We start from the raw sequence: 26,671 nt of genomic DNA, 5'->3' as shown, positions 1-26,671 counted from the left end.
ACAGGTCGGCCCTATCCCGACACTCTCGCGCGGCCGGCGGTCCGCTGGCAGCCCCGCGGCCTCCGCTACGCCCCGCGGACGAGCGGGTACCGGCGGCGCAGGACGAGGCGCTGCCCGAGAGTCCACGTCACCGTCACCAGCAGGTACAGGCCCGCGGCGAGGGGCACGAAGCAGGCGATCACGGCGGTGACGAACTGCAGGGCACCCAGCGCGTTCTGCAGGCCCGGGCCGGAGAGCACCGCCGCACCGGGCACGCTCGGCCCGGTGTCGGCGCCGGGCGTCGTCCGGGGCAGCGCGAGCCGACCGCCGGGCAGGGAGGCGCGGCGCGTGAGCTCGCCGACGAGGGCGATCGCGAGCACGACCACCCCGGCAACCACGACGGTCGGCACACCACCCGCCCCGAGCCCGCCGACGAGGCTCGAGCCCAGGGGCGCGCCGAACAGGGTGTGGCCGAGCAGCGCGTTGCCGTGCCCGGCGATCTCCGCGTGCAGGAACAGCGCGTAGACCACCCCGACCACGGGCGCTTGGGCCAGCATCGGGAGGCACCCGGCGAGCGGTGTCGTGCCCTCCCGGGTGTACAGCTCCACGGTCGCGCGCCGCAGCCGCTCGGGGTCGTTCCGGTGGCGACGCTGGAGCTCGGCGAGCCGCGGTGCGAGGCGCGCGCGGTCGCGCTCCGCCTTCGCCTGCGACACGCCGACGGGGACGAGCAGTGCGCGCACGGCGAGCGTCAGCAGGACGACGGCCGCCGCCGCCGCGGCGCCGCCCGCGAGGGGTTCGAGCAGGTCGGACAGGCCCATCAGCGCGCGGTACGCGGCGTCGAGCACGGTGGAGACGAGCGGGAGGTCGAGCAGGTTCATGGTGGTGTCCTCGGTCGAACGTGCGGGGTACGCGTTCGCCGATCACCCTGCGGTGGGCAGGCAGCAGCACGCCGCGCAACGACGCGGGTGCGATGAGGTCCCTCGGCCGGGTGATCAGCCGAGGGGTCGGCCGGGAGCCCGGGGCCGGGCACGACCCGGGGCGTCCGGGTCGCTCTGCGTGACGGCGGGACCGACGTCGACCGTGTCGCGCAGGCGGCCCGCGGGGCGAGCCGCCACACCGAGCGCGAGGGGTGCGCCCCAGCGCGCGGCCACGGCAGCCACGGCCGCGACGAGGGCGGTGGCGCCGAGGAGGAAGAGCGTGGCCGTGAGGGTCGACGTGCCGAGCAGGAGCGTGAGCGCGGAGGCGAGGTCGCGCGCCACGACGAGCAGGTCGTTCATCGCACCGCCTCCTCTCCGGTCCCGGGCCGTCGCGGCCCCGCTGCGGGGCCGGTCCTGGAGCCCGTCGCAGAGCTCGTCGGTGAGGTCAGCCTAGGCCACGTCGAGCGCCGCCCACTCCTCGTCGGTGAGCAGACGCGACCGGATGATGAAGCGCACGCCCTCAGGCGCCTCGACGCTGAACCCCGCGCCGCGGCCGGGCACGACGTCGATCGTCAGGTGGGTGTGCTTCCAGTACTCGAACTGCGCGCGGCTCATCCACACGGGCACGACGAACCGGCCCGCTGCGCCGTCCGCCGCGGCGGGGCCGTCCGCGGCAGGGCCGCCCGCACCGGGACGGGGCGCGCCGGGACCGGGCACGTCGACGACGAGGTCGCCGAGGTGGACGTCGGCGTCGCCGAGCAGGAAGTCGCCCTGCGGGTAGCACATGGGCGACGACCCGTCGCAGCACCCGCCGGACTGGTGGAACATGAGCTCGCCGTGGATCGTCCGCAGCCGCGCGAGCAGCGCCGCGGCGTCGTCGGTGAGCGCGACCCGCGCGGGTGGCGCACCAACCGGACGGACCGAGGAAACGTCGTCGGCCACGAAACCCTCCACGTGTCAGGCCGACCAGGCGATCCCGGCGCCGCGAGCAGGTGGTCCTGGTCCGTCCGGACGGCCGGACGAGCCAGGACCACCTGCTCGGCGGCCGGGGGGGGAGGGAGCCGAGCCCGTGGTCGGTAGGGCGGGCAGGGCTGGTGGGGTTGGCCTAGAAGAAGCCCAGCTTCTGGGCCGAGTAGGAGACGAGGAGGTTCTTCGTCTGCTGGTAGTGGTCGAGCATCATCTTGTGGTTCTCGCGCCCGACGCCGGAACCCTTGTACCCGCCGAACGCGGCGGCGGCGGGGTACGCGTGGTAGCAGTTCGTCCACACGCGCCCGGCCTCGATGGTGCGGCCCGCGCGGTAGGCGGTGTTGCCCGACCGCGACCAGACGCCGGCCCCGAGCCCGTACAGGGTGTCGTTGGCGATCGTCATGGCGTCGTCGAAGTCGGAGAAGTCGGTCACCGCGACGACGGGCCCGAAGATCTCCTCCTGGAAGATCCGCATCGAGTTCTTGCCCTCGAAGATCGTGGGCGTCACGTAGTACCCGCCCGCGAGGTCGCCGCCGAGCTCGGCGCGCGATCCGCCCGTGAGCACCTTCGCGCCCTCGGCCTTGCCGATCTCGATGTACGACAGGATCTTCTCGAGCTGGTCGTTCGACGCCTGCGCGCCGATCATCGTCTCGGTGTCGAGCGGGTTGCCCTGCCGCACGGCCTTCGTGCGCTCGATCGCGTCGCCGAGGAACGTGTCGTAGATCGACGACTGGATGAGGGCGCGCGACGGGCACGTGCACACCTCGCCCTGGTTGAGGGCGAACATCGTGAACCCCTCGAGAGCCTTGTCGTAGAAGTCGTCGCGAGCGTCCGCGACGTCGGAGAAGAAGATGTTCGGCGACTTGCCGCCGAGCTCGAGCGTGACCGGGATGATGTTCTGGCTCGCGTACTGCATGATCAGGCGGCCGGTCGTCGTCTCGCCCGTGAACGCGATCTTGCGGATGCGCGGGCTGGACGCGAGCGGCTTGCCCGCCTCGACGCCGAACCCGTTGACGACGTTCACCACCCCGGGCGGCAGCAGGTCCCCGATGATGTCCATGAGGAAGAGGATCGACGCGGGCGTCTGCTCGGCGGGCTTGAGCACGACGCAGTTGCCCGCCGCGAGCGCCGGGGCGAGCTTCCACACGGCCATGAGGATCGGGAAGTTCCACGGGATGATCTGGCCGACGACGCCGAGCGGCTCGTGGAAGTGGTACGCGATGGTGTCCTCGTCGATCTCGGAGATCGACCCCTCCTGCGCACGGATCGCGCCCGCGAAGTAGCGGAAGTGGTCGATCGCGAGCGGGATGTCGGCGGCGAGCGTCTCGCGGACGGGCTTGCCGTTCTCCCACGACTCGGCGACGGCGATCCGCTCGAGGTTCTCCTCCATGCGGTCGGCGATCTTGTTGAGGACGTTGGCGCGCTCGGTCGCGCTCGTGCGGCCCCACGACCGGGCTGCGCCGTGCGCGGCGTCGAGCGCGCGCTCGATGTCGTCGGCGGTGCCGCGCGCGACCTCGGTGAAGGTCCGGCCCGTCACGGGGCTCGGGTTCTCGAAGTACTGCCCGCCGGCCGGCGCGACGTACTCGCCGCCGATCCAGTGGTCGTACCGGGCCTTGTACTCGGCGATCGCCCCGTCCGTGCCGGGGGCTGCGTAGACCGTCATCGTCTGCCTCCTCGCAGTGCTGACTCGCAGTGCTGGTCCTCGCCGCGCCCTGGGGGAGGTCGCCGTCGGGCGGGGAGCGTCCGACGGCGGTGCGCGGCCCGGCGCCTCGTCGCGCCGTGCGGCCGACGCTAGGCGGCGCAGGGTTGCAGGACCGTTGCAGCGGGCGGCTCCCACCCGAGCTCAGGCGAGCTCGTCGTCGAGCAGGTCGAGGTGGGCGCGGGCGCGCAGCCACAGCGGGCTGCCGTGGTCCGCGACGCGCTGCAGCCGCGTCCACGCGGCGTGGTCCTCGGCGCCGTCGTCGGTGCGCGTCCACGCGTCGAGCACGTCGGCGCCGCCCGCGGCCACGACGGCGGTGCGCAGCTCGGCCGCGAGCTCCGCGCGCAGGTGCTCGACGGCGGGCGCACCCGAACGCGGCAGGAGCGGCGCGCGGTAGGCGGCGACGGCGCCGCGGACATCGCCCACCGCGAGGTGGTCCCGTACGACGTCGGCGTCGGTTCGCAGAGGCCGGGCGAGCCGGTAGGGGCGCGACCCCGCGAGGAGCGCGCCCGCGACGCGCCGTAGGCGCGACACCTCGGCGCGGACGGTCACGTCGGAGAGCTCGCCGGGGTGCAGCAGGACGGCGAGCTCGTCGGCGGACAGCCCGCGGGGGTGCGCCGCGAGGAGCACGAGGATCTCGGCGTGCCGCAGCGACAGGCGGTGGTCGAGGCCGTCCGGCGAGCGCAGCACGGGCGCCGTCCCGAGCACGAGCAGCTCGGGCGCGCCGTCGCGGGGCGGTCCCGGGAGCCGGCCCGGGCCGTCGTCGGGCCCCGTCGCCGCGGCGCGCTGGGCGAGCTCGCGCTCGAGGCTCAGCACGGTCGCGCGCACGAGCGAGAGCACGACGCCCGACGCGGCGGACTGGCGCCCCGTCACGTCGAGCACCCCGAGGACGCGCCCGCTCGCGGGGTCGTGGACGGGCACGGCCGTGCAGCTGAACGCCTGCACGGGCCGGGAGAAGTGCTCGGCGCCGAGGACCTGGACCGGGCTGCGCGTCGCGAGCGCGGTGCCGGGCGCGTTCGTCCCGACCCGTTCCTCGCGCCAGACCGACCCCTCGACGAACCCGACGCGGTCGACGGCGTCGCGCAGCGCCCGGTCACCCTCGACCCACAGGAGGCGGCCCGCGTCGTCGGACACGGCGACGACGAGGCCGTCGTCGGCGGCGGCGTCCACGACGAGCTCGCGCACGACCGGCATGACGCCCGCGAGCGGGTGCGCCTCGCGGTAGGCGACGAGGTCGTCGTGGGCGAGGCCCGAGTCGGTGCGGGGCGCCTCCGGGTCGACACCGCTGTGCACGGACCGGCGCCACGAGTCGGCGACGAGCGGGTGGACGCCGCGCGGGAGGACACCGTGGTCGAGGAACGAGCGGTAGGCGGCGCGCACGGAGCGCGGGTCGCGGCGCGCGTCGGGGCGGCGCGGGTGCTCCTCGGAGCGGGGCGGCGGTGCGGGAGTGCGCGGCACGGGACCTCCACGTCGTCGTGCGGTGCTGGGGCCAGTGTAGGTCGCGCGGGATCCGGCGCGAGCGGGCGTCAGCCGGTGCCGGGCGGCGCGGGACCGGCGACCTCGCGCGCGACGCGGCGCAGGGCGCCGAGGACGGCGGTGGTCGCGGCCGTCGGCGCGGCCCCGCGGCGCACGGCCGCGTACACCGGGCGGGTCCGGGGCGCGCGGAGCGGGCGGGCGTCGACGGCGTACCGCGGGTCGACGGCGAGGCCCGGCAGCAGCGCGACGGACAGCCCGGCCTCGACGTGCACGAGCAGCAGCTCGTAGCTGGGCAGCCGGGCGACGACGCGCGGCTCGAAGCCGGCCTCGCGGCACGCGCTCTCGACGAGCGTGGACAGGTAGCGCCCGGGGAGGTCGGCCGCCCACGGCGCGTCGGCGAGGCGCGCGAGGTCAACCGGTTCGCCGGGGGCCCGGTCGCCGCGCGCCGTGACGAGCACGACCGGGTCCTCGAGCAGCGGGACGGTCGCGACGTCGGGCCCGGCGAGCAGCGCGCCGTCGAGCAGGTCGGCGGTCACCGCGACGTCGACGTCCCCGCGCCGGAGCGCGGGCCCGCTCTCGCGCGGGTCGAGCTCGTCGACCTGCACCTCGACGCGCGGGTGCTCGACGGCGAGCCGCGTCGCGAGCGGGATGACGAGCGCGCGCACCGCGCTCGAGAACGCGGCGACGCGCACGACGCCGGCCGGCTCGCCGTCGGGGTGGGCGAGCTCGGCCTCGGCGAGGGCCATCTGGTCGAGGATGACGCGCGCGTGCCGGGCGAGCGTGCGGCCGGCGGGCGTGAGGCGGACGCGTCGACCCGTGCGCTCCAGGAGGCGCGCGCCGGTCTCGGCCTCGAGCGCGGCGAGCTGCGCGGAGACGGCGGACGGGCTCAGGTGGAGCGAGGTCCCGACGGCGCGCACGGTCCCGAGGCTCTCGAGCCGCGCGAGGATCTGCAGCCGGGCCGCATTGAGCACGTGCGCTCCTCTCTGTGCGGTTTCTCCGCACAGACTGTACGCAGACTCGCGCTGGTCGCGCACAGCGGCGCGTCCCTACGCTCGGAGGATGACGTTCCCGCCCTCCCCCGCGCCCGCACCGCCGTCCGCCCCGTCCCCCGGTGGGGGCCGGGCCGCCGCGGACGACGCCGCGCGGTTCTGGGCCGACGCCGACCGCCACCTCGTGCGGTACGGCGGGCCGTTCACGCCCGAGATCGTCGAGAGCGCGGCGGGCAGCTTCGTCACGACGACGGACGGGCGCCGCGTCCTCGACTTCACGTCCGGTCAGATGAGCGCGATCCTCGGGCACAGCCACCCCGCGATCGTCGAGACGGTGCGCCGCCAGGTCGGGACGCTCGACCACCTGTTCTCCGGGATGCTGTCGCGCCCGGTCGTCGACCTCGCGCGCCGGCTCGCGGACACGCTGCCCGACCCGCTCGAGAAGGTGCTCCTGCTGACGACCGGGGCCGAGTCGAACGAGGCCGCGATCCGGATGGCGAAGCTCGTCACGGGGCGGCACGAGGTCGTCTCGCTCGCCGGGTCGTGGCACGGCATGACGCACGCCGCGGCCTCCGCGACGTACAGCGCGGGCCGCCGCGGCTACGGCCCGACGGCGCCCGGCAACCTCGTCGTCCCCGTGCCCAACGCGTACCGGCCCGACCACCTCGCGCCCGACGGCACGCACGACTGGCGCCGCCAGCTCGACCTCGCGTTCGACCTCGTCGACGTGCAGTCGACGGGCAGCCTCGCGGCGTGCCTCGTCGAGCCGATCCTCAGCTCGGGCGGGATCGTCGAGCTCCCACCGGGCTACCTCGCGGCGCTGCGCGACAAGTGCCACGAGCGCGGGATGCTCCTGATCCTCGACGAGGCGCAGACGGCGCTGTGCCGCACCGGGTCCTGGTACGCGTTCGAGGGGCGCGACGGCGACGAGCCCGTGGTGCCGGACATCCTCACCCTCTCCAAGACCCTCGGTGCCGGGCTCCCGCTCGCCGCCGTCGTCACGAGCGCCGAGATCGAGGCGCGCGCGCACGAGCGCGGCTTCCTCTTCTTCACGACGCACGTCTCGGACCCGCTCGTCGCGGCGGTCGGCACCACCGTGCTCGACGTGCTCCAGGCTGAGCGGATGGATGCCCGCGTCCGGGTGCTCGGCGACCGCATGCGCGCCGGGCTGCTCGACCTCCAGGACCGCCACGCGACGATCGGCGACGTCCGCGGGCGCGGGCTGCTCCAGGGCATCGAGCTCGTGCTCGACCGCGAGACGAAGGAGGGCGCCGACGCCCTCGGCGCGCTCGTCACCCGGCGGGCGCTCGAGCTCGGGCTCCACATGAACGTCGTACAGCTCCGCGGCATGGGCGGCGTGTTCCGCATCGCGCCGCCGCTGACGGTGAGCGAGGAGGAGCTCGACCTCGGTCTCGGGCTGCTCGACCAGGCGCTCGGCGACGCGACGCGCGAGCTCCTGGGCTGACCGCCCGTCATCCGGACGGGACGTCCTCCGGGCGCGCACCGACGGCGCCCACCCCCCACCGTCCGCAGCGTCCGTTTACACCGTCTCAGCATGCGTCGTCCGCCTTCCGTGATGCGGACGGCCGACCTAGCCTGACGAGCGAACGCCCACCACGCGCCGGAGGACACCATGCCCGCACCGCTCGACACCAGCGAGAAGATCACGCAGTACGCCCACCCCGACCGCCTCGTGAGCACCGACTGGCTCGCCGAGCACCTGGGCGAGCCGGGCGTCGTCGTCGTCGAGTCCGACGAGGACGTGCTGCTCTACGAGACCGGGCACATCCCCGGCGCAGTGAAGATCGACTGGCACACCGACCTCAACGACCCCGACACGCGCGACTACATCGACGGCAAGGGCTTCGCCCAGCTCCTCGGCAGCAAGGGCATCGCGCGCGACACGACGATCGTCGTCTACGGCGACAAGAACAACTGGTGGGCGGCCTACGCGGCGTGGGTCTTCACGCTGTTCGGCCACGAGGACGTGCGCCTGCTCGACGGCGGCCGCGGCAAGTGGATCGCCGAGGGCCGCGAGGTCACGACGGACGTCCCCGAGCCGGTCGCGGTCGAGTACCCGGTCGTCGAGCGCGACGACGTGACGATCCGCGCGTTCAAGGAGGACGTCCTCGCCCACATCGGCAACGGGCCGCTCGTCGACATCCGCTCCCCGCAGGAGTACACGGGCGAGCGCCTGCACATCCCGGACTACCCGGAGGAGGGCGTGCTGCGCGGCGGCCACATCCCGACGGCGCGCAACGTGCCGTGGGCGACGGCGGTCGCGGAGGACGGCACCTACAAGTCGCGCGAGCAGCTCGAGGCGATCTACCAGGAGGGCGGCCTCGGCCTCGCGACGGACGACGAGGTCGTCACGTACTGCCGCATCGGCGAGCGGTCGAGCCACACGTGGTTCGCGCTCACGTACCTGCTCGGCTTCGACAAGGTCCGCAACTACGACGGCTCGTGGACCGAGTGGGGCAACGCCGTGCGCGTGCCGATCGTCAAGGGCGAGGAGCCCGGCGAGGCCCCGGCGTCGCTCAACTGACCCGCGTCCCGCGCGAGCGTGCCCGACGGCGCGCGGCCCGTCCTCCACGACGGGCCGCGCGCCGTCGTCGTGCCGCGGGCATACGACGCGTCCGCGGAGCGTTCCGCACGGTGGGACTGCCGTCCCGCCGCCCCGGCCCCGATGCGAGGATCGCCCCCATGAGCTCCCCCTCCGACGCTTCGCCCGACCTGCCCGCGACGCTCGCGGAGATCCGCGAGGACTTCCTCGCGATGCCGGAGCGCGAGCGCCTCCAGCTGCTGCTCGAGTTCGCGAACGAGCTGCCCGACCTCCCCGAGCGCTACGCCAGCGCGCCCGGTCTGCTGGAGCGGATCGAGGAGTGCCAGTCGCCGGTGCGGGCCTTCGCTGAGGTCGACGACGCGGGCGTCGTGCACTTCTACGCGACCGCCCCGGCCGAGGCCCCGACGACGCGCGGCTTCGCGTCGATCCTCGCGCAGGGCCTCTCAGGCCTGACGGTGCAGGAGGTGCTCGACGTGCCCGACGACTTCCCGATGTCGATCGGCCTGACGCGCGCGGTGAGCCCGCTGCGCATCGGCGGCATGAACGGCATGCTCACGCGCGCCAAGCGCCAGGTCCGCGAGCAGGTAGCGGCCCGCGGCTGACGGAAGTCCCACCCGGACCCGCCGAGCATGCGGTCGTCGCCCGCCCGGCCGCCGCGACGGGACGCCTCCGCATGGTCGGCGTCAGTCGGGTCAGGGGCGTCAGTCGCGGAGGGCCAGGCGCCGCGCCAGGACGGCGCAGACGACGAGCTGGAGCTGGTGGAAGACGATCACCGGTACCGCCACGACGCCGGCGACCGCGACGGGGAACAGCACGCTCGCCATGGGCAGGCCCGTCGCGAGCGACTTCTTCGACCCGCACATGAGCAGCGCGACCCGGTCCTCGGTCGAGAGCCCCAGCGCCGCGCCGCCCCACCACGTGGCCGCGAGCATCACGGCGAGGACGAGCGCGCTCACGACGAGCAGCGCGACGATCGACCACCCGGACACGCTCGACCAGACGCCCGCCGACGACGCCGCCGCGACCGCGCCGAACACCACGACGAGGATCGTGCCGCGGTCGACGCCGAGCGTGAGCCAGCGCCGCGCCCGGACCCAGTCCCCCGCCCAGGGCTGGAGGAGCTGCCCGACGACGAACGGCAGCAGCAGCTGGAGCAGCACGGTGCGCAGCCCGCCGAGCCCGCCCGTGGGCCCGTCGGCTCCCCCGCCCGTCCCCGTCATGAGCCACAGCACGAGCAGCGGGGTGATCACCATGCCCGCGACGTTCGACACCGTCGCGCCGCAGATCGCCCCGGCGACGTTGCCGCGCGCGACGGACGTGAACGCCACGGACGACTGCACGGTCGACGGGAGCAGGGAGAGGTAGAGCATGCCGGCCGCGAGCGGCGCCCCGACGAGCGGCTCGATCGCCCACGCCGTGACGAGCCCGAGCACCGGGAAGACGACGTACGTCGCGGCGAGGATCCCGCCCTGCAGGCGCCAGTTGCGCAGCCCGGCCCAGACCTCCCGCGTGGACAGGCGCATGCCGTAGACGAGGAAGAGGACGGTGACCGCGACGTCCGCGGCGGCGTCGACCACGCGCTGCGCGCCCGGCCCCACGGGCACCACGAGCCCGAGCACGAGCACCACGAGCAGGGTCACGACGAAGGGGTCGACCCACCTGCCCAGGACTGCGCGCACGGGGACCGAGCCTAGCCCGGCGCACGACCCGGGACGGCGCCCGCCCGGTCAGAACAGCGTGTAGCCGCCGTCGACCGTGACGACGGCGCCCGTCATGAAGCTCGACGCCGCGCTCGCGAGGAAGACGACGGGCGGTCCGATCTCCTCCGGCTCCGCCCAGCGCTGCATCGCGGCGGGCGCGACGCAGTCGTCGTAGTACTCCGGCTGGTCGACCGGCGACGCCTCCGTGCGCACGTACCCGGGCGCCACCGCGTTCACGCGGATGCCGTGCGGCGCCCACTCGGCGGCGAGGCCCTTGGTGAGCTGGTGCACCGCCGCCTTGGACGCGAGGTACGCGGGCTGCCAGCGGGGCCGGTTGACGATCGACGCGGACATCGAGCCGACGTTGACGATCGTCCCCGGCCGGCCCTGCGCGACGAGCTCCCGTGCGACGGCGCGCGAGCAGTACCAGACGCCGTCGAGGTTGGTGGCGAGCGTGCGGTGCCAGACGTCGTCGCCGATCTCGAGGGCCGCGCCGCCGATCGACACGCCCGCGTTGTTGACGAGCAGGTCGACCGTGCCGAGGTCGGCGGCGGCGCGCGCGACGACGTCGTCCACCTGCTCGCGGTCGGTGACGTCGAGCACGTAGCCGCGGGCGTCGGTGCCGGCCTCCCGGAGCGCGGCGGCGGCCTCGTCGGCCGCCGCCGCGGTGGTCGCCGTGACCGCGACGCGGGCCCCCGCCTCGCCGAGCGCGCGGGCGACGGCGCGCCCGATGCCGCGGCTGCCGCCGGTGAGCAGGGCCGTGCGGCCGACGAGCGAGAACGAGTCGAGGACGGTCACGCGGGACAGTCGACCACGGGGCGCGTCAGAAGTCGAAGAGGTCCTCGAGCCAGGACTCCTTCTTCTTGCGCTTGCGGTAGCGGGGGTCGTAGCCGTCGCGGCCGTCGTACCGGCGGTCCCGGTCGTCGCGGTACCGGTCGTCGCGCGAGCGCTCGTCGTAGCGGTCGTCGCGGTACCGGTCGTCGCGGTAGCGGTCACGGTCGTCGTCGCGGCGGTCGCCGTACCGCTCCCCGGAGCGCGGGGCGGGGCTGCCGTAGTCCGCGGCGGCGGCCGGCGGGTACGACGTCGGGGCGGGCGCGGCGGGGGCGGGCGGCACGGCGGCGGCCGGCCCCGCGGCCTCGGCGGCGATCTCGCTCTCCACCGAGCGGTCGATGATCTTGTCCAGCTCGCCGCGGTCGAGCCACACGCCGCGGCACGTGGGGCAGTAGTCGATCTCCACGCCCTTGCGCTCGGTCATGACGAGCACGGTCTGGTCGGTGGGGCACAGCATGTCTGCCTCCTCGCGAGATGGGCCGGGCGCCGTCGGCGCCCGCACCGGTACTGCGCAGTCCAACGCGGCTCCCGCGCGAGCGGTTCCCGGCCGGGCAGGTCTGCCGGTGCGGCTCAGCCCGTGCGGCGCTCGCTCGCGAGGCGGTCACGCAGCTCGTCCGCGAGGTGCACCTCGTCGTCGAGGGCGGCGAGCGCGTCGGCCACGCGCGGGAGGAAGTCGGCCCCTGCGCGGAACCACTCCGCGCCCTCGAGGAACCGTGCGGCGGCTGCGTCGTCGTGCAGGGCGAGCGCGAGGTCGGCACGGAGCACCAGGGCGCGGAACCGGACGCGCTCGGCGACGGTGCGGGTCCGCACGCCCTCGGCGGCGAAGGCCCGGTCCAGGACCTGGGCGGCACCGGCCGGGTCTCCCGCCGCGCGGAGGATGCGCGCGTGCTCCAGGGCTCGGCCCAGGTCCGGCGGTTCCTCGGCGCCGCGGCGGGGCAGCCCGGGCACGAAGGCCCCACCAGCCACGCCGCACCTCCCGCCTCCCGCCGACAGCGCGCCCACACTAACCCTGGACGTGCGGCCCGGCACGGCGGGAGACGGGAGGCCGACGGTTCAGCGCTGCACGCGCGCGCTGCCGCCCGACGCGAGCTTGCGGACCTCGGCGAGCGACGCCGTCGACGTGTCGCCGGGGGTCGTCATCGCGAGCGCCCCGTGCGCCGCGCCGTACTCGACGGCCTCCTGGATCGAGCCGAGCTCCATGAGCCCGTACGCGAGGCCCGACGCGAACGAGTCGCCGCCGCCCACGCGGTCGAGGATCTCCAGGCCGGGGCGGTGCGTCGCCTCCGCGAAGCCCTGCACGCGCGACCACGCGATCGCGCCCCAGTCGTTGACCGTCGCGGTCCGCACGCCGCGCAGCGTCGTCGCGACGACCTGGAAGTTCGGGTACTCCTCGGCCGCGCGCGTGATCATCGCGCGGAACGCGGACGTGTCGAGGTCGGTGAGGTTCTCGTCGACGCCCTCGACCTCGAACCCGAGCGACGCGGTGAAGTCCTCCTCGTTGCCGATCATCACGTCGACGTACCGCGCGAGGCGGCGGTTCACCTCCTGCGCGCGCTCGACGCCGCCGATGCCCTTCCACAGCGAGGGGCGGTAGTTGAGGTCGTAGGAGACGACCGTGCCGTGGCGGCGCGCGGCGGCCATCGCCGCCTCCGCGACGTCGGCGGACGACTCCGAGAGCGCGGCGAAGATGCCCCCGGTGTGGAACCATCGCACGCCGCCGCCGAACACGGCGTCCCAGTCGACGTCGTCGGGCCGGAGCTGGGCGATCGCGGTGTTGCCGCGGTCGGAGACGCCGACCGCGCCGCGCACCCCGAAGCCGCGCTCGGTGAAGTTGAGCCCGTTGCGCACCGTGCGGCCGATGCCGTCGTCCTCGCGCCACCGGACCCAGCGCGTGTCGAGGCCGCCCGTGAGCATGAGGTCCTCGACGAGGCGCCCGACCTCGTTGTCCGCGAGCGCGGTGACGATCGCGCCGCGCAGGCCGAACGCGCGGCGCAGACCGCGCGCGACGTTGTACTCGCCGCCACCCTCCCACACGTCGAAGCGGCGGGCCGTCTTGATGCGGCGCTCCCCCGGGTCGAGGCGCAGCATGACCTCGCCGAGCGCGACGACGTCGTAGGCGCAGTCGGCCGCGGGGCGGACGGCGAGCGGGGCGCGGGCGGTGGTCGTGTCGGTCATGGGTCAGGCTCCTTCGGCGGGGTGGGGGGCGGTCGCGGCGAGCGCGACGGCCTCGCGCGTGCGGCGGGTGATCTCGACGGTGTCGCCCGCGCGCACGAGCGCGGCGTCGACCATCCAGGAGCCGCCGGCGGCGAGCACGGCGGGCAGGGCGAGGTAGTCGAGCAGGTTGGCGGCGCTCACGCCGCCGGTCGGCACGAACCGCAGGCCGGGGAACGGCGCGGAGAACGCCTTGACCGCGGCGGGCCCGCCGACGACGTTCGCGGGGAACAGCTTGACGACGTCGAGGCCGAGGTCGAGCGCGGCGATGACGTCCGACGGCGTCGCGACGCCCGGGACGACGGGCACGCCGAGCTCCTGGGCGCGACGCACGACCGCGGCGGAGAGGCCGGGCGAGACGAGGAACCGCGCCCCGGCGTCGACGGCCTCGTCGACCTGGGCGGCCGTGACGACGGTGCCCGCCCCGACCAGCACGTCGGGCACCTCGCGCGCGATGGCCTCGATCGCCGCGCGCGCCCCGGCGGTCCGGAACGTGACCTCGGCGACGGGCAGACCGCCGTCTCGCAGCGCGCTCGCGACGAGGACGCCCTGCGCCGCGTCGTCGACCACGACGACCGGCACGACGCGGGCACGGGCGATCCCCTCCAGGGGTCCCAGGGATGACATCCAGGCTCCGTTTCGCTATGGTGAACACCTGTTGTTCACTACGGAACGCACTCTAGGCGAAGGAGTCACCATGGCGGAAGCCGGCCGTGCGCCGTCGGGCACCCCGGGGTCGGCGGAGAGCCCGCTCGGCAGCGTCGACAAGGCCCTCGTCGCGCTCGAGGCGCTCGCCGCGGCCGGCCCCGACGGCGTCGCGCTCGGGGACCTCGCGCGCTCGCTCGGGCTGCACAAGGCGTCGCTGCACCGCACGCTCGCGGCCCTGCGGTTCCGCGGGTACGCCGAGCAGGACGCGACGACCGGCGACTACCGCCTCGGCCCCGCGGCGACGGCGCTCGCGACGGTCTACCTCGGCGAGGAGAACCTCCCCGCGCTCCTGCACCCGGTGCTCGTCGCGGTGTGCCGCGCGACCGACGAGCTCGTGCACCTCGGCACCCTCGCCGGGACCGAGATCGTCTACCTCGACAAGGTCGAGCCGGCCCGCGCCGTCCGCGTCTGGTCGGCCGTCGGGCGCCGCCGCCCGGCGGCGACCACCGCGCTCGGGCGCGCGCTGCTCTCCCAGCGGACCCTCGACGACGGCGCGCTCGCCTGGTACGCCGGCGCCGCACCCGAGGACCACCCCGTCACGCCCGCCGCGCTGCGGGCGACGTGCGAGGCCACGCGCGCGACGGGGTTCGCCACGGAGACGGAGGAGAACGAGCCGGGCATCAGCTGCGTCGCCGTCCCGGTCCTGCGCGCTGGGCAGCCGGTCGCCGCCGTGAGCGTCACGGCGCCCGCCGAGCGGCTCGGCCCCCGACGGCGGCGGGAGATCGAGACGGTCCTGCGGGAGGTCGTGCCGCCCCTGCTGCCCCCGACCCTGGCGGTGCCCGACGCGGTGCTCCGCGGCTCCGGCGACGGGGCGACCCGCCGACCGGCGACGGACGCCGCGCTGTGAGAGAGTTCAACCGCAGCACGACGGAATGACGGAAGGGCCCGCGCGATGACCGTCCTCGTGGCGTACAACGACTCCCCGCAGGGCGAGACCGCATTCCGGGCGGCCGTCGCCGAGGCGGTCCACCGCTCGACCGCGCTCGCGGTCCTCGTGCTCACGCCGCAGGACGCCGACGCGGGCGTCCCCGCGAGCCTCGCCCACCTGCTCGACACGCTCCCCGCCCAGGTCGCGCGCCCCGAGGTGTCGTACCGCCCCGAGCACCGCGACCCGGCCGAGGCGATCATCGACGAGGCCGAGCGCACGACCCCCGACCTCGTCGTCGTGGGGGCGCGCAAGCGCTCACCCGTCGGCAAGTTCCTGCTCGGCAGCACCACGCAGCGCGTCCTGCTCGACTCGCCCGTCCCCGTGCTCGTCGTCAAGGCGTCCCACTGACGGACGCCGTCGCGCGGCCGCCCGGTCGCCCGGACGGCCGCGCCGTCCGGCTCAGCCCTGCGCGACGGCGGCGCGCAGCCCGTCGACGAGCGGCGTCGTCGGGCGACCCAGGAGCCGGCGCAGGTCCTCGGTGACCTCGGCGAGCAGGCCGTCGCGGATGTTGCCGTCCAGCGCGACGACGAACCCCGCCGTCCCCTCGTCCAGGCCGGCGCCCAGCAGGAGCGCGCGGTGCTCGTCGGGCGACACGCGCCGGTAGACGACGGGGCGCCCGAGCACCTCGGCGGCCGCGGCGGCAAGGTCGTCGTACGTCCACGCGACGTCACCGCTCAGCTCGTACACGGCGCCCGCGTGCGCGGACGCGTCCTCGTGCGCGGCGAGCGCGACGACGGCCGCCGCCTCGGCGAAGTCCGCGCGGCTCGCGCTCGCGACGCGGCCGTCGCCCACGCTCGCGACGATCTCGCCGGACTCGCGCGCGCCGAGCACGTCGCCGACGTAGTTCTCGGTGTACCAGTTGTTGCGCAGCACCGTCGTGGCGAGACCCGAGGCGGCGAGGAGCTCCTCGGTCGCCTTGTGCTCGGGCGCGAGGACGAGCGCGGACGTCGTCGCGTGCGGCGCGCTCGTGTAGACGACACGCGCGACCCCGGCGGCCTGCGCGGCGTCGACGACGTTGCGGTGCTGCTCGACGCGCTGCCCCACCTCGGAGCCGGAGACGAGCACGAGGACGTCCACCCCGGCGAGCGCCGGGGCGAGCGTCTCGGGCCGTGCGTAGTCGGCCTCGCGGACCTCGACGCCGCGGTCGGCGAGGTCCGCGACCTTGGCGGTCGTGCGCGCGAGCGCGACGACCTGGGACACGTCGGCCCCGCGGGCGAGGAGGGACTCGACGACGAGGCGGCCGAGGTGGCCGCTGGCTCCGGTGACGGCGATGGACATGCGCGGGCTCCTTCGAGTGCGGGGAGCGCGGCCGGTCGGCCGCACGACCACCAGCATGCGCTTACTTTTCGTAAGTGCCAACCAGAGGCGAGTGCGTTCAATCTCACAGTGCTGTCCGCGCGAGCGCGCCGTATCCTGGGGCGATGACGACCGACGCCCGCCCCGCGGAGGACACCGGACCCACCGACGCGATGGTGGCCGACGTCTTCCAGCGCGGCTGCACCTCGCGCCACGTGCTCGAGGCCGTGACCGGGCGCTGGGGCGTGCTCACGGTCGCGGGCCTGCGCGACGGCGCGGTGCGCTTCAACGCGCTCCGCCGCCGCATCGACGGGGTCAGCGAGAAGATGCTCGCGCAGACCCTCCAGTCCCTCGAGCGCGACGGCATCGTCGTGCGCGAGGTGCGGGCGAGCATCCCGCCCCACGTCGAGTACTCCCTCACCGACCTCGGGCGCCGCGTCGCGGACAGCCTCTCGGGGCTCATCGACGTCCTCGAGGGCGCGGTCGACGAGGTGTCGGCGTCCCAGCGCGCGTACGACGCGCGCCGGGACTGACCAGCTCACGTCTGCGAGCGCACGTACCACCAGACGAGCGCGGCGACCACGAGCAGGCCCGCGACGACCGCGAGCACGATCTTGCCGACGCTGTAGGGACGCCGCCCGACCACCTGTCCCGTGTTCGCCTTGACCATCACCTGCCACTGCCTGCCCGCGTAGACGTACGTCGCGACCCACAGCGGCAGGAGCACGAGCTTGAACATCACGTCGGCGTACGCGGTGCGGACCGACGCCGCCCGCTGCTCGTCACCGCCGATGTCGCGCTCGACGTCCCGCCGTGTCGCGGTGGCCGCCGACCCCGGGTCGGCGGCGACCTATCCTGGCCAGGTGCCGAAGCCGCCGACGACCGCGCCCGCGACACCCACCGTCGCCGTCCTCCTCGCGGCCGGGGCCGGGACGCGCCTCGGGCGCGGGCCCAAGGCGCTGCTCCCCCACCGTGGCGCGGCGCTCGTCGAGCACGCGACGGCGACCCTGCTCGCGGGCGGGTGCGACGCCGTCGTCGTGGTGCTCGGCGCCGAGGCCGCGCGCGTGCGGGCCGGGTCGTCGCTCGACGGGCCCGGGGTGCGCGTCGTCGACAACCCCGACTGGGCCACCGGGATGGCATCGTCCCTGCGCGTCGGCGTCGCCTCCGCTCTCGGCCGCGCCCCCGCCCGGGTCGTCGTCGCGCACGTGGACCAGCCCGGCGTCGGGCCCGACGACGTCGCGCGCCTCCTCGCCGCGCACCGCCCCGGGCGCGTGACCGCGTCGCGGTGGCTCGCCGGGGGCGCCGCGGAGGACGCTGCGGGGGCGGACCGCCCTCGGTGGGCGCACCCGCTCGTCCTCGACGCCGCGCTCGCGGGGCCCGCCGCCGCGAGCGCCCGCGGCGACCACGGAGCGCGCGACTTCCTGCGCGCCCACGCCGACCTGGTCGACGTCGTCGAGCACCCGGGCGACGGCCGCGACCTCGACACCGCGGCCGACCTCGCCCTCCTGGACGACCCCACGCCTCGCTGAGTGCGGGAAGCAGTCGCGCCGACCGGCGTCGGACGGGACTGCTTCCCGCACTCAGCGGGTGGAGGCGGCGGCCTTGATGCCCAGGTAGACGCGGTCGCGCGCGAGCGGGAGCTCGGTGAACCGCACGCCCGTCGCGGCGCGAATCGCGTTGGCGAGCGCGGGTGCGACGGGGTTGAACGGGCTCTCGCTCATCGACTTCGCGCCCATCGGGCCGACCGTGTCCGACGTCCGCGCGAAGTAGACCTCGCTGCGCGGGGTGTCCGCGAACGTGGGCAGGTGGTACTGGCGGAAGATGTCCGTCGTCACGCGGCCCGTCTCGTCGACCACCACGTTCTCGTAGAGCGCCGCGCCGAGGGCCTGGGCGATGCCGCCCTCGACCTGGCCGCGGCACTGGCGGGGGTTGACGACCTCCCCGGCGTCGGCGGCCTGGACGGACTGGAGGATGCGGATCTCCCCCGTCCCGCGGTGCACCGCGACGCGGAAGCCGTGGACGTTGAACGCGACCGAGCGCGGGGTGCCACCCCAGCGACCCTCGGCGACGAGCGCGATCCCGGCGTCGTCGGCGGCGCGCGCGACGTCGGCCAGCGGCAGCACCGTCCCGGCGCAGTCGACGCCGCCGGGCACGAGCCGGCAGTCGCCGGGCGCGGCGCCCGCGACCCCGGCCGCGACCTTGAGCACCGCCTCGGCCAGGTCCTGCGCGGCGGCGAGCGACGCCTTGCCCGCGACGACCGTGCCGGTGGAGCCGAACGCCCCGGTGTCGTGCTCGACGAGGTCGGTGTCGGACTGCCGCACGACGACGTCGGCGGCGTCCTGCCCGAGCGCGCTCGCGACGAGCTGCGCGTGGACGGTCGTCGTGCCGTTGCCGAACTCGGCGGTCCCGACCTCGGCCTCGACGACCCCGTCCGGCCGCAGCCGCACGCGCGCGTGCGAATAGTGCCCGCGGGGCGGGACGGTGTCGATCATGGACAGCGCCGTCCCCTCCCCGACGCCCCACTCCGGGCCGAGGTCCGGGAGCACGTCCGGCCCCGACCCGGCGCGCGCGCCGTACGCGGCGACGTCGCGCGCCCGGCCGCGCGCGAGCGCGTCGGCGGCCAGGTCGAGGCACTGGTCGAGCCCGTAGCTGCCGTAGAGCACGTCCTCCTCGGGCGTCGGGTGCGTGGAGAGCATGGGGTCGCCGTCGCGCACGACGTTGCGGCGCCGCAGCTCGACCGGGTCCATGCCGAGCTGCCGCGCGAGCTCGTCGACCGCGGACTCGACGGCGAAGATCATCTGCGACAGCCCGTACCCGCGGAACGCGCCCGCGGGCACCGTGTTCGTGTAGACGCAGTGGGCGTCGACCTTCTTGTTGTCGCACCGGTAGACGGCGAGGGACTCGCCGCACCCGTGGAACATGACGCCCGGGCCGTGGTTCCCGTACGCCCCGGTGTTGCTGAGGACGTCGAGGTGCAGCGCCGTGAGGGTGCCGTCGCGGCGCGCGCCCGCGCGCACGCGGATGCGGAACGGGTGGCGCGTCGTCGTGCCGACGAACTGCTCGCGGCGCGTGAGCTCGAGCTGCACGGGCCGGCCGAGCCGCAGGGTCGCGAGCGCGACGACGTCCTCCGTGAGCACCTCCTGCTTGCCGCCGAACCCGCCGCCCACGCGCTCGCAGTGCACGCGCACGCGCTCCGGGTCGAGGTCGAGGACGCGCGCCAGGTGGCGGCGCGCGAGGAACGGGACCTGCGTGGACGACCGCACGACGAGCCGCCCGTCGTCGTCGAGGGACGCGACGGCGCAGTGCGTCTCGAGCGCGGCGTGCTGCACGCGGTGGGTGCGGTACGTGGCCTCGTGCACGACGTCGGCCTCCGCGAGCCCGCGCTCGACGTCGCCGAGCTCGCTGTGCACCTCGGCGACGACGTTCGCCTCCGGCCGCGAGACGCGCGCGGCGGCGGCGTCGAGCTCGGGGTGCACGAGCGGCGCCCCCGGCGCCATGGCCTCCTCCGGGTCGACGACGGCGGGCAGCGGCGCGTACTCGACGCGGACCCGACGCACCCCCTCCTCGGCGGCGGCGACGGTCTCGGCGACGACGGCCGCGACCCGCTGGCCGACGTGCCGCACGACGTCGTCGAGGATCCGCGTGTCGTCGGGGTCGTCGGTGAACAGCTCGTGCTGCGCGGTCGAGAACCGCGTCGCGGGCGCGTCCTCGTGCGTGAGCACGGCGTGCACCCCGGGCACCGCGAGCGCGTCCGTCGTGTCGATCGCGACCACGCGCGCGTGCGCGTGCGGCGACCGCACGAGCTTGAGGTGGAGCAGGCCCGGGTAGTCGGCCGGGTCCACGTCGAGCGTGTACCGCACCGTCCCGGTGACGATCCCCCGGCCCGCGGGCGCGGGCACGTCGCGCCCGAACGCCCGGCCCGCCTCGCCAGAGCCCTCCCCCGCCGAGGTAGAGCCCCGGTCCGGCGAGGTAGAGGCCCGGTCGCCGCCCGACGGCGCACGCTCGCCCGTGCCCGGCGCGGTCCCGGTCGTGTCGCCGCGCCCGAGGACCGCGTCCTCGATCGCGCGGTACCCCGTGCAGCGGCACAGGTTGCCCTTGAGGTTGCGCGGCAGGTTCTCGCGCTGCGCGTCGTCGAACGTCGCGGCGGTCATGATCATCCCGGCGGTGCAGAACCCGCACTGGAAGCCCTGCGCGTCGAGGAACTGCTGCTGCACCGGGTGCAGCGCGTCCTGCGGGCCGTGGTCGCACGCGCCCGCCGGCTCGTCCCCGGCGGCACCGCCCGGGCACGACGTCGCCGCGAGCCCCTGGATCGTCGTCACCTCGTGGCCCGCCGCGCGCCGCGCGGGGTAGACGCACGAGTGCACCGGGACGCCGTCGACGTGCACGGTGCACGCGCCGCAGTCGCCGCCGTCGCACCCCTTCTTCACGCCGAGCGCGCCCTGCTCGCGCAGGTACGTGCGCAGGCACTGGCCCGCGCGGGGCTCGGTGCGGGCCGTGCGGCCGTCGATCGTCACCGGCGGGGCCGGGTGCGGGGCGGGCGTCGTCGTCATCGGAGGCCTCCGTCCGAGGTCGTGCCGTCGACGAGCTCCGCGCGGATCTGCTCGCCGAGGCGGTAGGTCATGTCCCGGCGCCACTCGGGCAGCCCGTGGATGTCGTCGTGGTAGAGGTCGGCGGGGACCGCGGCGTCGAGCGTGGCGACGAGGTCGGCGGCCGTGGGCAACGTGTCCGCCGCGAAGCGGAGCTGCACGGGGCGGCGCGTCGAGGCGGTGACCGTGAGGACGAACGTGCCCCCGGCGTCGGGCGGGTCGACCCGGCCGACGAGCAGCACGCCGGAGCGCCCGAGGTTGGACAGGGACAGGCGGCGGAACGCCGTCCGCGAGCGCAGCGCGTGGTCCGGCAGACGGATCGCGCGCAGGAGCTCCCCGGGCGCGAGCGTGTTGCGCAGCTCGCCCGTGACGAGGTCGACGACGGGCTGCTCCCGACGGGTGCCGCCCGGCCCCCAGACCTCCGCGACGCCGTCGAGCGCCGCGGTGAGCGAGATCATCGGCCCGGCCGGCAGGGACGTGCAGACGTTGCCCCCGACGGTCGACGTGTTCCAGATCTTGAACGACGCGACGAAGCTGTCGCAGCACGGCCGCACGAGGTCCAGCGCGCGCCACCGGTCGCGCACGGACGCGGCCTGCGCGCTCTCCTCGAACGCCCACAGCTCGGCGACGGTGCACGTCGCGGCGATCTCGAGGCCCTCGTCGGTGACGGTCAGCGCGGGCCACCCCGCGCTCGTCAGGTCGAGCAGGCGCCGGAGAGTCTCGCTGCCGTAGGAGAACAGGACGGTCCCGCCCGCGAGCCACGCGTCGCCCTCGCGCCAGTCGGCGGGGTCGGCGGTCGGGACGAGGTCGGTGACGGTGCCCAGGTCCATCAGGGGGCCTCCTCGGGGTGGGGGCGGTGCGTCGGTGCACCGTCCGGTCGTGCTGCGGGCTCCGCGTGGAGCGGGCCCGAGCTGCTGCTGAGCGGGACGACGGCGGAGCGCCCGTGCCGGGTGGCGACGAGCTCCGCGGTGATGGAGACGGCGACCTCCTCGGGCGTGACGGCGCCGAGGTCGAGCCCGATGGGCGACCGCAGGCGCGCGAGCGCGGCCTCGCCCACGCCCTCGGCGCGCAACGCGGCGACGCGCTGGGCGTGCGAGCGGCGCGAGCCCATCGCGCCGACGTACGCGAGCGGCAGGTCCAGCGCGAGCCGCAGGAGCGGCACGTCGAACTTCGCGTCGTGCGTGAGGACGGCGACGGCGGTCCGTGCGTCGAGCCGGCCCGCGGCGGCCTCGGCGGCGAGGTAGCGGTCGGGCCACTCGACGACGACCTCCGCCTCGGGGAAGCGGCGCGGGTCGGCGAACACCTCGCGCGCGTCGACGAGCGTCACGCGGTAGCCGAGGAGCCGGACGTGCCGCACGAGCGCGCCCGCGAAGTCGTTGGCCCCGCACACGAGGAAGCGCGGCGCGGGCAGCCGCGTCTCGACGAGCAGCGTGACGGGCTCGGCCGCGTCGCACGCGTCGGCGGCTGCTCCTGCCGGGGCCGGCGCGGCGGCGCACCCCTCCGAAGGCGACGGCGACGGCGCCGCGCCCGGGCCGCCGTGCGCCGCGTGCACGGTCGCCGTGCCGCCCGCGCGCAGCACCGCCACGACCTGCGCCGCGGCGGCGGTCAGGCTGTCGGGCCCGACGAGGCCGCGCAGCGCCCGGGCGACCGCTGCCTCGTCGGCGGCGTTCGGGTCGTCCACGACGACGGCCGTGCGCGCGCCGCCGTCGATGCGGCGGACGAGCGCCACGGGCGGGGCGGGCTCGGCTCGCGCCGCGAGCGCGTGCAGGGCGCGCGTCGCGTCGTCGTCGGGGAGCACGGGCTGGACGTGGACGTCGAGCGTCCCGCCGCAGCTCAGCCCGACGGCGAACGCGTCGTCGTCGCTGTACCCGAACGTCTCGCGGTGGCTCGTGCCGGACGCGATCGCGTCGAGCGCCGCGGCGTGGACGGCGCCCTCGACGCACCCGCCGGACAGGCTGCCGAGCACGGCGCCGTCGGCGCGGACCGCCATCGCGGTGCCGACCGGGCGCGGCACGGACCCCGACGCGGCGACCACGGTCGCCACGGCGAAGGGCGGCTGCCCCGGACCGAGCCAGGGGGCGAGCCGGTCGACGATGTGGAGCATCGTGGCCTCGCTTCCGCAGGGTGCCGGCGTACCGGCGTCCTTCCAGTGAACCCTTGCGGTGAGTCCCCTGCGTGTCCTGGCCCGCGTCCGCTGTGACGCGCCCGAAACACAGGGCTTGAATCCGCCGTGGACCCCCTCCGACCCACGGAGAGAAGTTCCGTCTAATGGAATTGCAGTTCCACTCGACGGACTCCACGCTAGCACGCGGTGAGGCGCAGGTCACCGTCCCGGAGGGACGGACGACTACGATCGGCCCATGACCGCCGTCTCGCTCGGGATGCCCAGGGTGCGGCCCGCCGTGCCCTCCGGCGCCCCGGACGACCTGGACCCGGCCCGCCCGGCGACCGACGCGCTCGTCGACCGGTACGGCCGCGTGGCGCGCGACCTGCGCATCTCCGTCACCGAGAAGTGCTCGCTGCGGTGCACGTACTGCATGCCCGCCGAAGGGCTGCCCGCGATCCCCCGCGAGGACCTGCTCACGCCCGACGAGATCGGCCGGGTCGTGCGGGTCGCGGTGGAGCGGCTCGGCATCACCGACGTCCGGTTCACCGGCGGCGAGCCGCTCCTGCGGAACGACCTCGCCGACATCCTGCGCGCCGCGCGCGACGCCGCGCCGAGCGTGTCCCTCTCGCTGACGACCAACGCGATCGGCCTCGACAAGCGCGTCCGCGGGCTCGTCGACGCCGGGCTCGACCGCGTGAACATCTCCCTCGACTCGGTCGACCGCGCGCACTTCGCGCGCCTCACCCGGCGCGACCGCCTCCCCGACGTGCTCGCCGGGATCCGCGCCGCGCTCGACGCCGGCCTCGCGCCGGTGAAGCTCAACGCCGTCCTCATGCCCGAGACTCTGGCGGGCGCGGCCGACCTCCTCGCGTGGGCCGTCGAGCACGGCTGCCACCTGCGGTTCATCGAGCAGATGCCGCTCGACGCCGACGGGCGCTGGACGCGCGCCGACCTCGTGTCGGCGACGGACCTCCTGGCCGTGCTGGGCACCCGCTTCGACCTGCTCGAGGTCGGGCGCGACGACCCGTCGGCGCCCGCCGAGGAGTGGCTCGTGGACGGCGGACCCCAGACGGTCGGCGTCATCGCCTCCGTCACGCGCTCGTTCTGCAGCGCGTGCGACCGCACCCGGCTCACCGCCGAGGGCACCGTGCGCTCGTGCCTGTTCGGCGACGACGAGACCGACCTGCGCGCGATCCTGCGCTCTGCGGACCTCGCCGAGGACGAGCGCGACGACGCCCTCGCCCGCGCGTGGCAGGGCGCGATGTGGCGCAAGCCGCTCGCGCACGGCAGCGACGCCCCGACGCTCGCCGCCGACGCCTTCGCGGCGACGACACGCAGCATGGGCGCGATCGGCGGCTGAGGCGGGCGGCCGGCGGTGGCGCAGATCATAGGGTGAAGCCGGTCACCTCGGTGCATCAGCCCAGGTCAGAGCTGCCGTCTCTTCCTACCATGGATGTCGTGACGACGATCTCTCCTGCACCCACCAACCGCCCCTCCTCCTCGATCTCCGGCGCGTCCTCGACGACCCAGGACAACGCCGCGTCCGCGCTCCCGATCTACCGCACCGACGAGCGTTCCGCCGCCTGGAAGGCCGGCACCAAGAGCGTCCTGGGCGCGGCCGTCGGCGCCGTCGTCGGGGTCGTCGTGCTCAGCTGGTTCGGCCTCGTCCTCGGCACCGCCGTCGGCCTCGGCATCGGCATGCTGCTCGACAACCGCCCCGCCGAGCGCTGACCCGACCCTCCCCCTCCCGGCCCGCACGGCCGGGTCCCCGCCCGACATCGTCGTCGCCCGGCGGATCAGACTGCTCACGAGAGGCGAGAAGTGGCCCCTCCCCGGCTCCGGCCGGGGGCCACTTCTCGCCTCTCGTCGTCTCGCGGGCGGTCCAGGGTCGCGTCCTACAGCCCGACCCACTCCGAGACGCCGTCGTCGAAGTGCTGGCGCTTCCAGATCGGCACCTCGGCCTTGATGCGCTCGACGAGCAGCGAGCAGGCCTCGAACGCCTCCCGGCGGTGGCCCGCGGCGGCCGCCGCGACGAGCGCGACGTCGCCGATCCCCAGACTGCCGTACCGGTGGACCGCGGCGACCCGCAGCCCCGTCTCGGCCGCCACGTCCGCGACGCAGCGCCGGATCACGGCCGTGGCGTCGGGGTGCGCCTCGTAGTCGAGCCGCGTCACGCCCCGGCCGCCGTCGACGTCGCGGACCACGCCGCGGAACGTCACGACGGCCCCGCACTCGGGGCCCCCGACGGCGTCCTCGACGGCGCGCGACACGGCGTCGTCGAGCACGTCCGTCGTCACACGGCTGGGGTCCGTGGGCGGCGCGCCGCCGTCCGTCGTCTGCGTCACAGCTCCCGCACCTCCACCTCGGTCCCGGCGTCCCACTCTGTCACGTCGGCCGGGACGTCCACGAGCACGTCCGCGCGCGCCATCGACGCGACCAGGTGGGAGCCCGCTCCCCCGACGACGCGCACCGTGCCCCCGGGGCCGGTCGCGCCTCGCAGGAGCTGCCGCTTGCCCGCGGGCGACGTCAGCGGCTCGGCGAGCACCGCCGCGCGCACGCGCTCGACGCCGGGCAGCCCCGCGGCCCGCTCGAGCGGCTCGCGCAGGAACATCGCGAACGAAACCTGCGCGCTCACCGGGTTGCCCGGGAACGTGAGCACGGGCGTCCCGTCCACGGTGCCGAACCCCTGCGGCCCGCCCGGCTGCATCGCGACGGAGCGGAACGTCACGTCCGACGACGCACCGCCGCCGAGGACGTCCTTGACCACCTCGTACGCGCCCTGCGACACGCCTCCCGACGTCACGACGAGGTCCGCGACCGCAGCGGCCTCGGCGAGCACGGCGGCGAACCGCTCGGCGTCGTCGCCACAGCGGGCCGTGAGCGCCACGTCGCCCCCCGCGCGCCGCACGGCGGCGCCGAGCGCGTCGGCGTTGGCGTCGAAGACCTGCCCGGGTCCCGGGGCCTCCCCCGGGCCGACGAGCTCCGACCCGGTCGACAGGACCGCGACCCGCGGACGTGCGACGACCCGGACGCGCCCGACCCCGCACGCCGCGGCGGCCGCGAGGTGGTGCGGCGCGAGGACGGTCCCGTCGGTCAGCAGGGCGTCGCCCGGGCGGACGTCGGAGCCCGCCTCGCGCACGAAGTCGCCCGCCGCCCGCGGCACCCGGACCTCGACGGACTCCGGGTCGGCCGGCGTCGTGGAGGCCTGTCCGGCCGCCGGGTCGGTGACGCCCGCGCGCGCCGTGCCCGCGGGCGTGCGGGCGAACGTCCCGGTCGCGGTGTCCTCGACGGGCACGACGGCGTCCGCCCCCTCGGGCACGGGCGCGCCCGTCATGATGCGGGCAGCCGTGCCCGGCGCGAGCCGGGGCGGGACGCCCGGCGCCGCCGCGATCTCGGCGACCACGGCCAGCCGGACGGGCGCGTCCCCCCGCGCGTCGGCGACGTCCGCGGCGCGGACGGCGTACCCGTCCATCTGCGCGTTGCGGAACAGCGGGACGGCGACGGGCGCGACGAGGTCCCCCGCGAGGACCCGGCCGAGCGCGTCGGCGAGGTCGACGTCCTCGGTGCGGGCGCGGCGTCGGGCCGCGTCCACGAGGGGTGCGAGGAGGGCCGCGACGTCCGCGCGGTGCTCGTCGACGCTCACCCGTGCTGTTCTTGCCATGCCTCGCCCTTCCCGCTCCCCGCACGCCGACGGGCCACCCCCAGGAGCGGGCGA

28 protein-coding genes are annotated in these 26,671 nt (G+C 75.8%); 9 read left to right on the top strand and 19 right to left on the bottom strand.

Annotated features, from left to right (window positions below):
* Positions 1-65: 65 nt before the first annotated feature.
* The 6 genes from yidC to GWJ10_RS01385 form a co-directional block, all read right to left on the bottom strand.
* A complete protein-coding gene (yidC, locus tag GWJ10_RS01410) occupies positions 66-857 on the bottom strand; it encodes a membrane protein insertase YidC (RefSeq protein ID WP_163184587.1) in 792 nt (263 codons plus the stop codon).
* Between the two features lie 114 nt (positions 858-971).
* Entirely contained in the window at positions 972-1,256 is a 285-nt protein-coding gene (locus GWJ10_RS01405) for a DUF6412 domain-containing protein (RefSeq protein ID WP_163184585.1), read from the bottom strand.
* 90 nt (positions 1,257-1,346) lie between these two features.
* Positions 1,347-1,838, bottom strand: a complete 492-nt coding sequence (locus GWJ10_RS01400) for a DUF779 domain-containing protein (protein ID WP_163184584.1) — start codon at positions 1,836-1,838, stop codon at positions 1,347-1,349.
* Positions 1,839-2,001: 163 nt separating this feature from the next.
* Positions 2,002-3,525, bottom strand: coding sequence for an aldehyde dehydrogenase family protein (locus GWJ10_RS01395; RefSeq protein ID WP_034653685.1), 1,524 nt, complete (start codon positions 3,523-3,525; stop codon positions 2,002-2,004).
* Positions 3,526-3,705: 180 nt separating this feature from the next.
* On the bottom strand, positions 3,706-5,019 hold the full coding sequence (locus GWJ10_RS01390; protein WP_163184582.1) for a GAF domain-containing protein: 1,314 nt from the start codon (positions 5,017-5,019) through the stop codon (positions 3,706-3,708).
* Between the two features lie 68 nt (positions 5,020-5,087).
* A complete protein-coding gene (locus GWJ10_RS01385) occupies positions 5,088-6,008 on the bottom strand; it encodes a LysR family transcriptional regulator (protein WP_163184580.1) in 921 nt (306 codons plus the stop codon).
* Between the two features lie 88 nt (positions 6,009-6,096).
* On the opposite strand from GWJ10_RS01385, the gene GWJ10_RS01380 reads away from it, so the two are divergent.
* The 3 genes from GWJ10_RS01380 to GWJ10_RS01370 all read left to right on the top strand — a co-directional run bounded on the left by GWJ10_RS01380 (position 6,097) and on the right by GWJ10_RS01370 (position 9,191).
* A complete protein-coding gene (locus GWJ10_RS01380) occupies positions 6,097-7,491 on the top strand; it encodes an aspartate aminotransferase family protein (RefSeq protein WP_163184578.1) in 1,395 nt (464 codons plus the stop codon).
* A 168-nt stretch (positions 7,492-7,659) separates the two neighbouring features.
* Positions 7,660-8,571: a sulfurtransferase gene (locus GWJ10_RS01375; RefSeq protein WP_021483735.1), complete on the top strand. Its 912-nt coding sequence runs from the start codon at positions 7,660-7,662 to the stop codon at positions 8,569-8,571.
* A 158-nt stretch (positions 8,572-8,729) separates the two neighbouring features.
* A complete protein-coding gene (locus GWJ10_RS01370) occupies positions 8,730-9,191 on the top strand; it encodes a SufE family protein (protein WP_021482841.1) in 462 nt (153 codons plus the stop codon).
* A gap of 99 nt (positions 9,192-9,290) precedes the next feature.
* Here the strand turns inward: GWJ10_RS01370 and GWJ10_RS01365 are convergent, their stop codons facing one another.
* The 6 genes from GWJ10_RS01365 to eda form a co-directional block, all read right to left on the bottom strand.
* A complete protein-coding gene (locus tag GWJ10_RS01365) occupies positions 9,291-10,268 on the bottom strand; it encodes a bile acid:sodium symporter family protein (protein WP_163184576.1) in 978 nt (325 codons plus the stop codon).
* A 48-nt stretch (positions 10,269-10,316) separates the two neighbouring features.
* Positions 10,317-11,087, bottom strand: a complete 771-nt coding sequence (locus GWJ10_RS01360; protein WP_163184574.1) for an SDR family oxidoreductase — start codon at positions 11,085-11,087, stop codon at positions 10,317-10,319.
* 25 nt (positions 11,088-11,112) lie between these two features.
* Complete coding sequence (locus GWJ10_RS01355; protein ID WP_163184572.1) at positions 11,113-11,577, bottom strand: zf-TFIIB domain-containing protein; 465 nt, start codon at positions 11,575-11,577, stop codon at positions 11,113-11,115.
* Between the two features lie 113 nt (positions 11,578-11,690).
* Positions 11,691-12,086: a hypothetical protein gene (locus tag GWJ10_RS01350; RefSeq protein WP_128957539.1), complete on the bottom strand. Its 396-nt coding sequence runs from the start codon at positions 12,084-12,086 to the stop codon at positions 11,691-11,693.
* Between the two features lie 87 nt (positions 12,087-12,173).
* The gene (locus tag GWJ10_RS01345; protein ID WP_163184570.1) at positions 12,174-13,295 is read right to left on the bottom strand and encodes a sugar kinase; all 1,122 of its coding nucleotides are present in this window, start codon (positions 13,293-13,295) and stop codon (positions 12,174-12,176) included.
* A 3-nt stretch (positions 13,296-13,298) separates the two neighbouring features.
* Complete coding sequence (gene eda / locus GWJ10_RS01340; RefSeq protein ID WP_076405178.1) at positions 13,299-13,958, bottom strand: bifunctional 4-hydroxy-2-oxoglutarate aldolase/2-dehydro-3-deoxy-phosphogluconate aldolase; 660 nt, start codon at positions 13,956-13,958, stop codon at positions 13,299-13,301.
* Between the two features lie 70 nt (positions 13,959-14,028).
* Between eda and GWJ10_RS01335 the strand changes: the two genes are divergently transcribed.
* The gene (locus GWJ10_RS01335) at positions 14,029-14,886 is read left to right on the top strand and encodes an IclR family transcriptional regulator (RefSeq protein ID WP_163184568.1); all 858 of its coding nucleotides are present in this window, start codon (positions 14,029-14,031) and stop codon (positions 14,884-14,886) included.
* Between the two features lie 45 nt (positions 14,887-14,931).
* On the top strand, positions 14,932-15,315 hold the full coding sequence (locus GWJ10_RS01330; RefSeq protein WP_034653722.1) for a universal stress protein: 384 nt from the start codon (positions 14,932-14,934) through the stop codon (positions 15,313-15,315).
* A gap of 51 nt (positions 15,316-15,366) precedes the next feature.
* Here the strand turns inward: GWJ10_RS01330 and GWJ10_RS01325 are convergent, their stop codons facing one another.
* On the bottom strand, positions 15,367-16,245 hold the full coding sequence (locus tag GWJ10_RS01325; RefSeq protein ID WP_163184567.1) for an SDR family oxidoreductase: 879 nt from the start codon (positions 16,243-16,245) through the stop codon (positions 15,367-15,369).
* Between the two features lie 143 nt (positions 16,246-16,388).
* On the opposite strand from GWJ10_RS01325, the gene GWJ10_RS01320 reads away from it, so the two are divergent.
* Positions 16,389-16,796, top strand: coding sequence for a helix-turn-helix domain-containing protein (locus GWJ10_RS01320; RefSeq protein WP_031316645.1), 408 nt, complete (start codon positions 16,389-16,391; stop codon positions 16,794-16,796).
* A gap of 5 nt (positions 16,797-16,801) precedes the next feature.
* Here the strand turns inward: GWJ10_RS01320 and GWJ10_RS01315 are convergent, their stop codons facing one another.
* Complete coding sequence (locus GWJ10_RS01315) at positions 16,802-17,002, bottom strand: hypothetical protein (protein WP_163184565.1); 201 nt, start codon at positions 17,000-17,002, stop codon at positions 16,802-16,804.
* Between GWJ10_RS01315 and GWJ10_RS01310 the strand changes: the two genes are divergently transcribed.
* Positions 16,995-17,792, top strand: a complete 798-nt coding sequence (locus tag GWJ10_RS01310; RefSeq protein ID WP_346773813.1) for a nucleotidyltransferase family protein — start codon at positions 16,995-16,997, stop codon at positions 17,790-17,792. The genes GWJ10_RS01315 and GWJ10_RS01310 overlap by 8 nt on opposite strands.
* 51 nt (positions 17,793-17,843) lie before the next feature.
* Here GWJ10_RS01310 and GWJ10_RS01305 read toward each other — a convergent pair whose 3' ends face one another.
* Genes GWJ10_RS01305 through GWJ10_RS01295 form a run of 3 tightly spaced genes read right to left on the bottom strand, consistent with a single transcriptional unit; the run spans position 17,844 to position 22,953 of the window.
* Entirely contained in the window at positions 17,844-20,813 is a 2,970-nt protein-coding gene (locus tag GWJ10_RS01305) for a molybdopterin cofactor-binding domain-containing protein (protein WP_163184563.1), read from the bottom strand.
* Entirely contained in the window at positions 20,810-21,679 is an 870-nt protein-coding gene (locus tag GWJ10_RS01300) for an FAD binding domain-containing protein (RefSeq protein WP_163184561.1), read from the bottom strand. Before GWJ10_RS01300 ends, GWJ10_RS01305 begins: the two co-directional genes overlap by 4 nt.
* A complete protein-coding gene (locus GWJ10_RS01295; protein ID WP_163184559.1) occupies positions 21,679-22,953 on the bottom strand; it encodes an XdhC/CoxI family protein in 1,275 nt (424 codons plus the stop codon). Before GWJ10_RS01295 ends, GWJ10_RS01300 begins: the two co-directional genes overlap by 1 nt.
* 256 nt (positions 22,954-23,209) lie before the next feature.
* Between GWJ10_RS01295 and moaA the strand changes: the two genes are divergently transcribed.
* The gene (gene moaA, locus GWJ10_RS01290) at positions 23,210-24,316 is read left to right on the top strand and encodes a GTP 3',8-cyclase MoaA (protein WP_163184557.1); all 1,107 of its coding nucleotides are present in this window, start codon (positions 23,210-23,212) and stop codon (positions 24,314-24,316) included.
* Between the two features lie 98 nt (positions 24,317-24,414).
* The gene (locus GWJ10_RS01285; RefSeq protein ID WP_163184555.1) at positions 24,415-24,687 is read left to right on the top strand and encodes a hypothetical protein; all 273 of its coding nucleotides are present in this window, start codon (positions 24,415-24,417) and stop codon (positions 24,685-24,687) included.
* 164 nt (positions 24,688-24,851) lie between these two features.
* Here the strand turns inward: GWJ10_RS01285 and GWJ10_RS01280 are convergent, their stop codons facing one another.
* Positions 24,852-25,301, bottom strand: coding sequence for a molybdenum cofactor biosynthesis protein MoaE (locus tag GWJ10_RS01280; RefSeq protein ID WP_082774251.1), 450 nt, complete (start codon positions 25,299-25,301; stop codon positions 24,852-24,854).
* Entirely contained in the window at positions 25,298-26,599 is a 1,302-nt protein-coding gene (gene glp / locus GWJ10_RS01275) for a gephyrin-like molybdotransferase Glp (protein ID WP_241005617.1), read from the bottom strand. The genes GWJ10_RS01280 and glp overlap by 4 nt, the downstream gene beginning before the upstream one ends.
* Positions 26,600-26,671: the final 72 nt, after the last annotated feature.

Source organism: Cellulosimicrobium sp. SL-1, assembly GCF_011033075.1.
GTDB lineage: Bacteria > Actinomycetota > Actinomycetes > Actinomycetales > Cellulomonadaceae > Cellulosimicrobium > Cellulosimicrobium funkei.
This window is presented reverse-complemented; position numbering and strand designations above follow the sequence as displayed.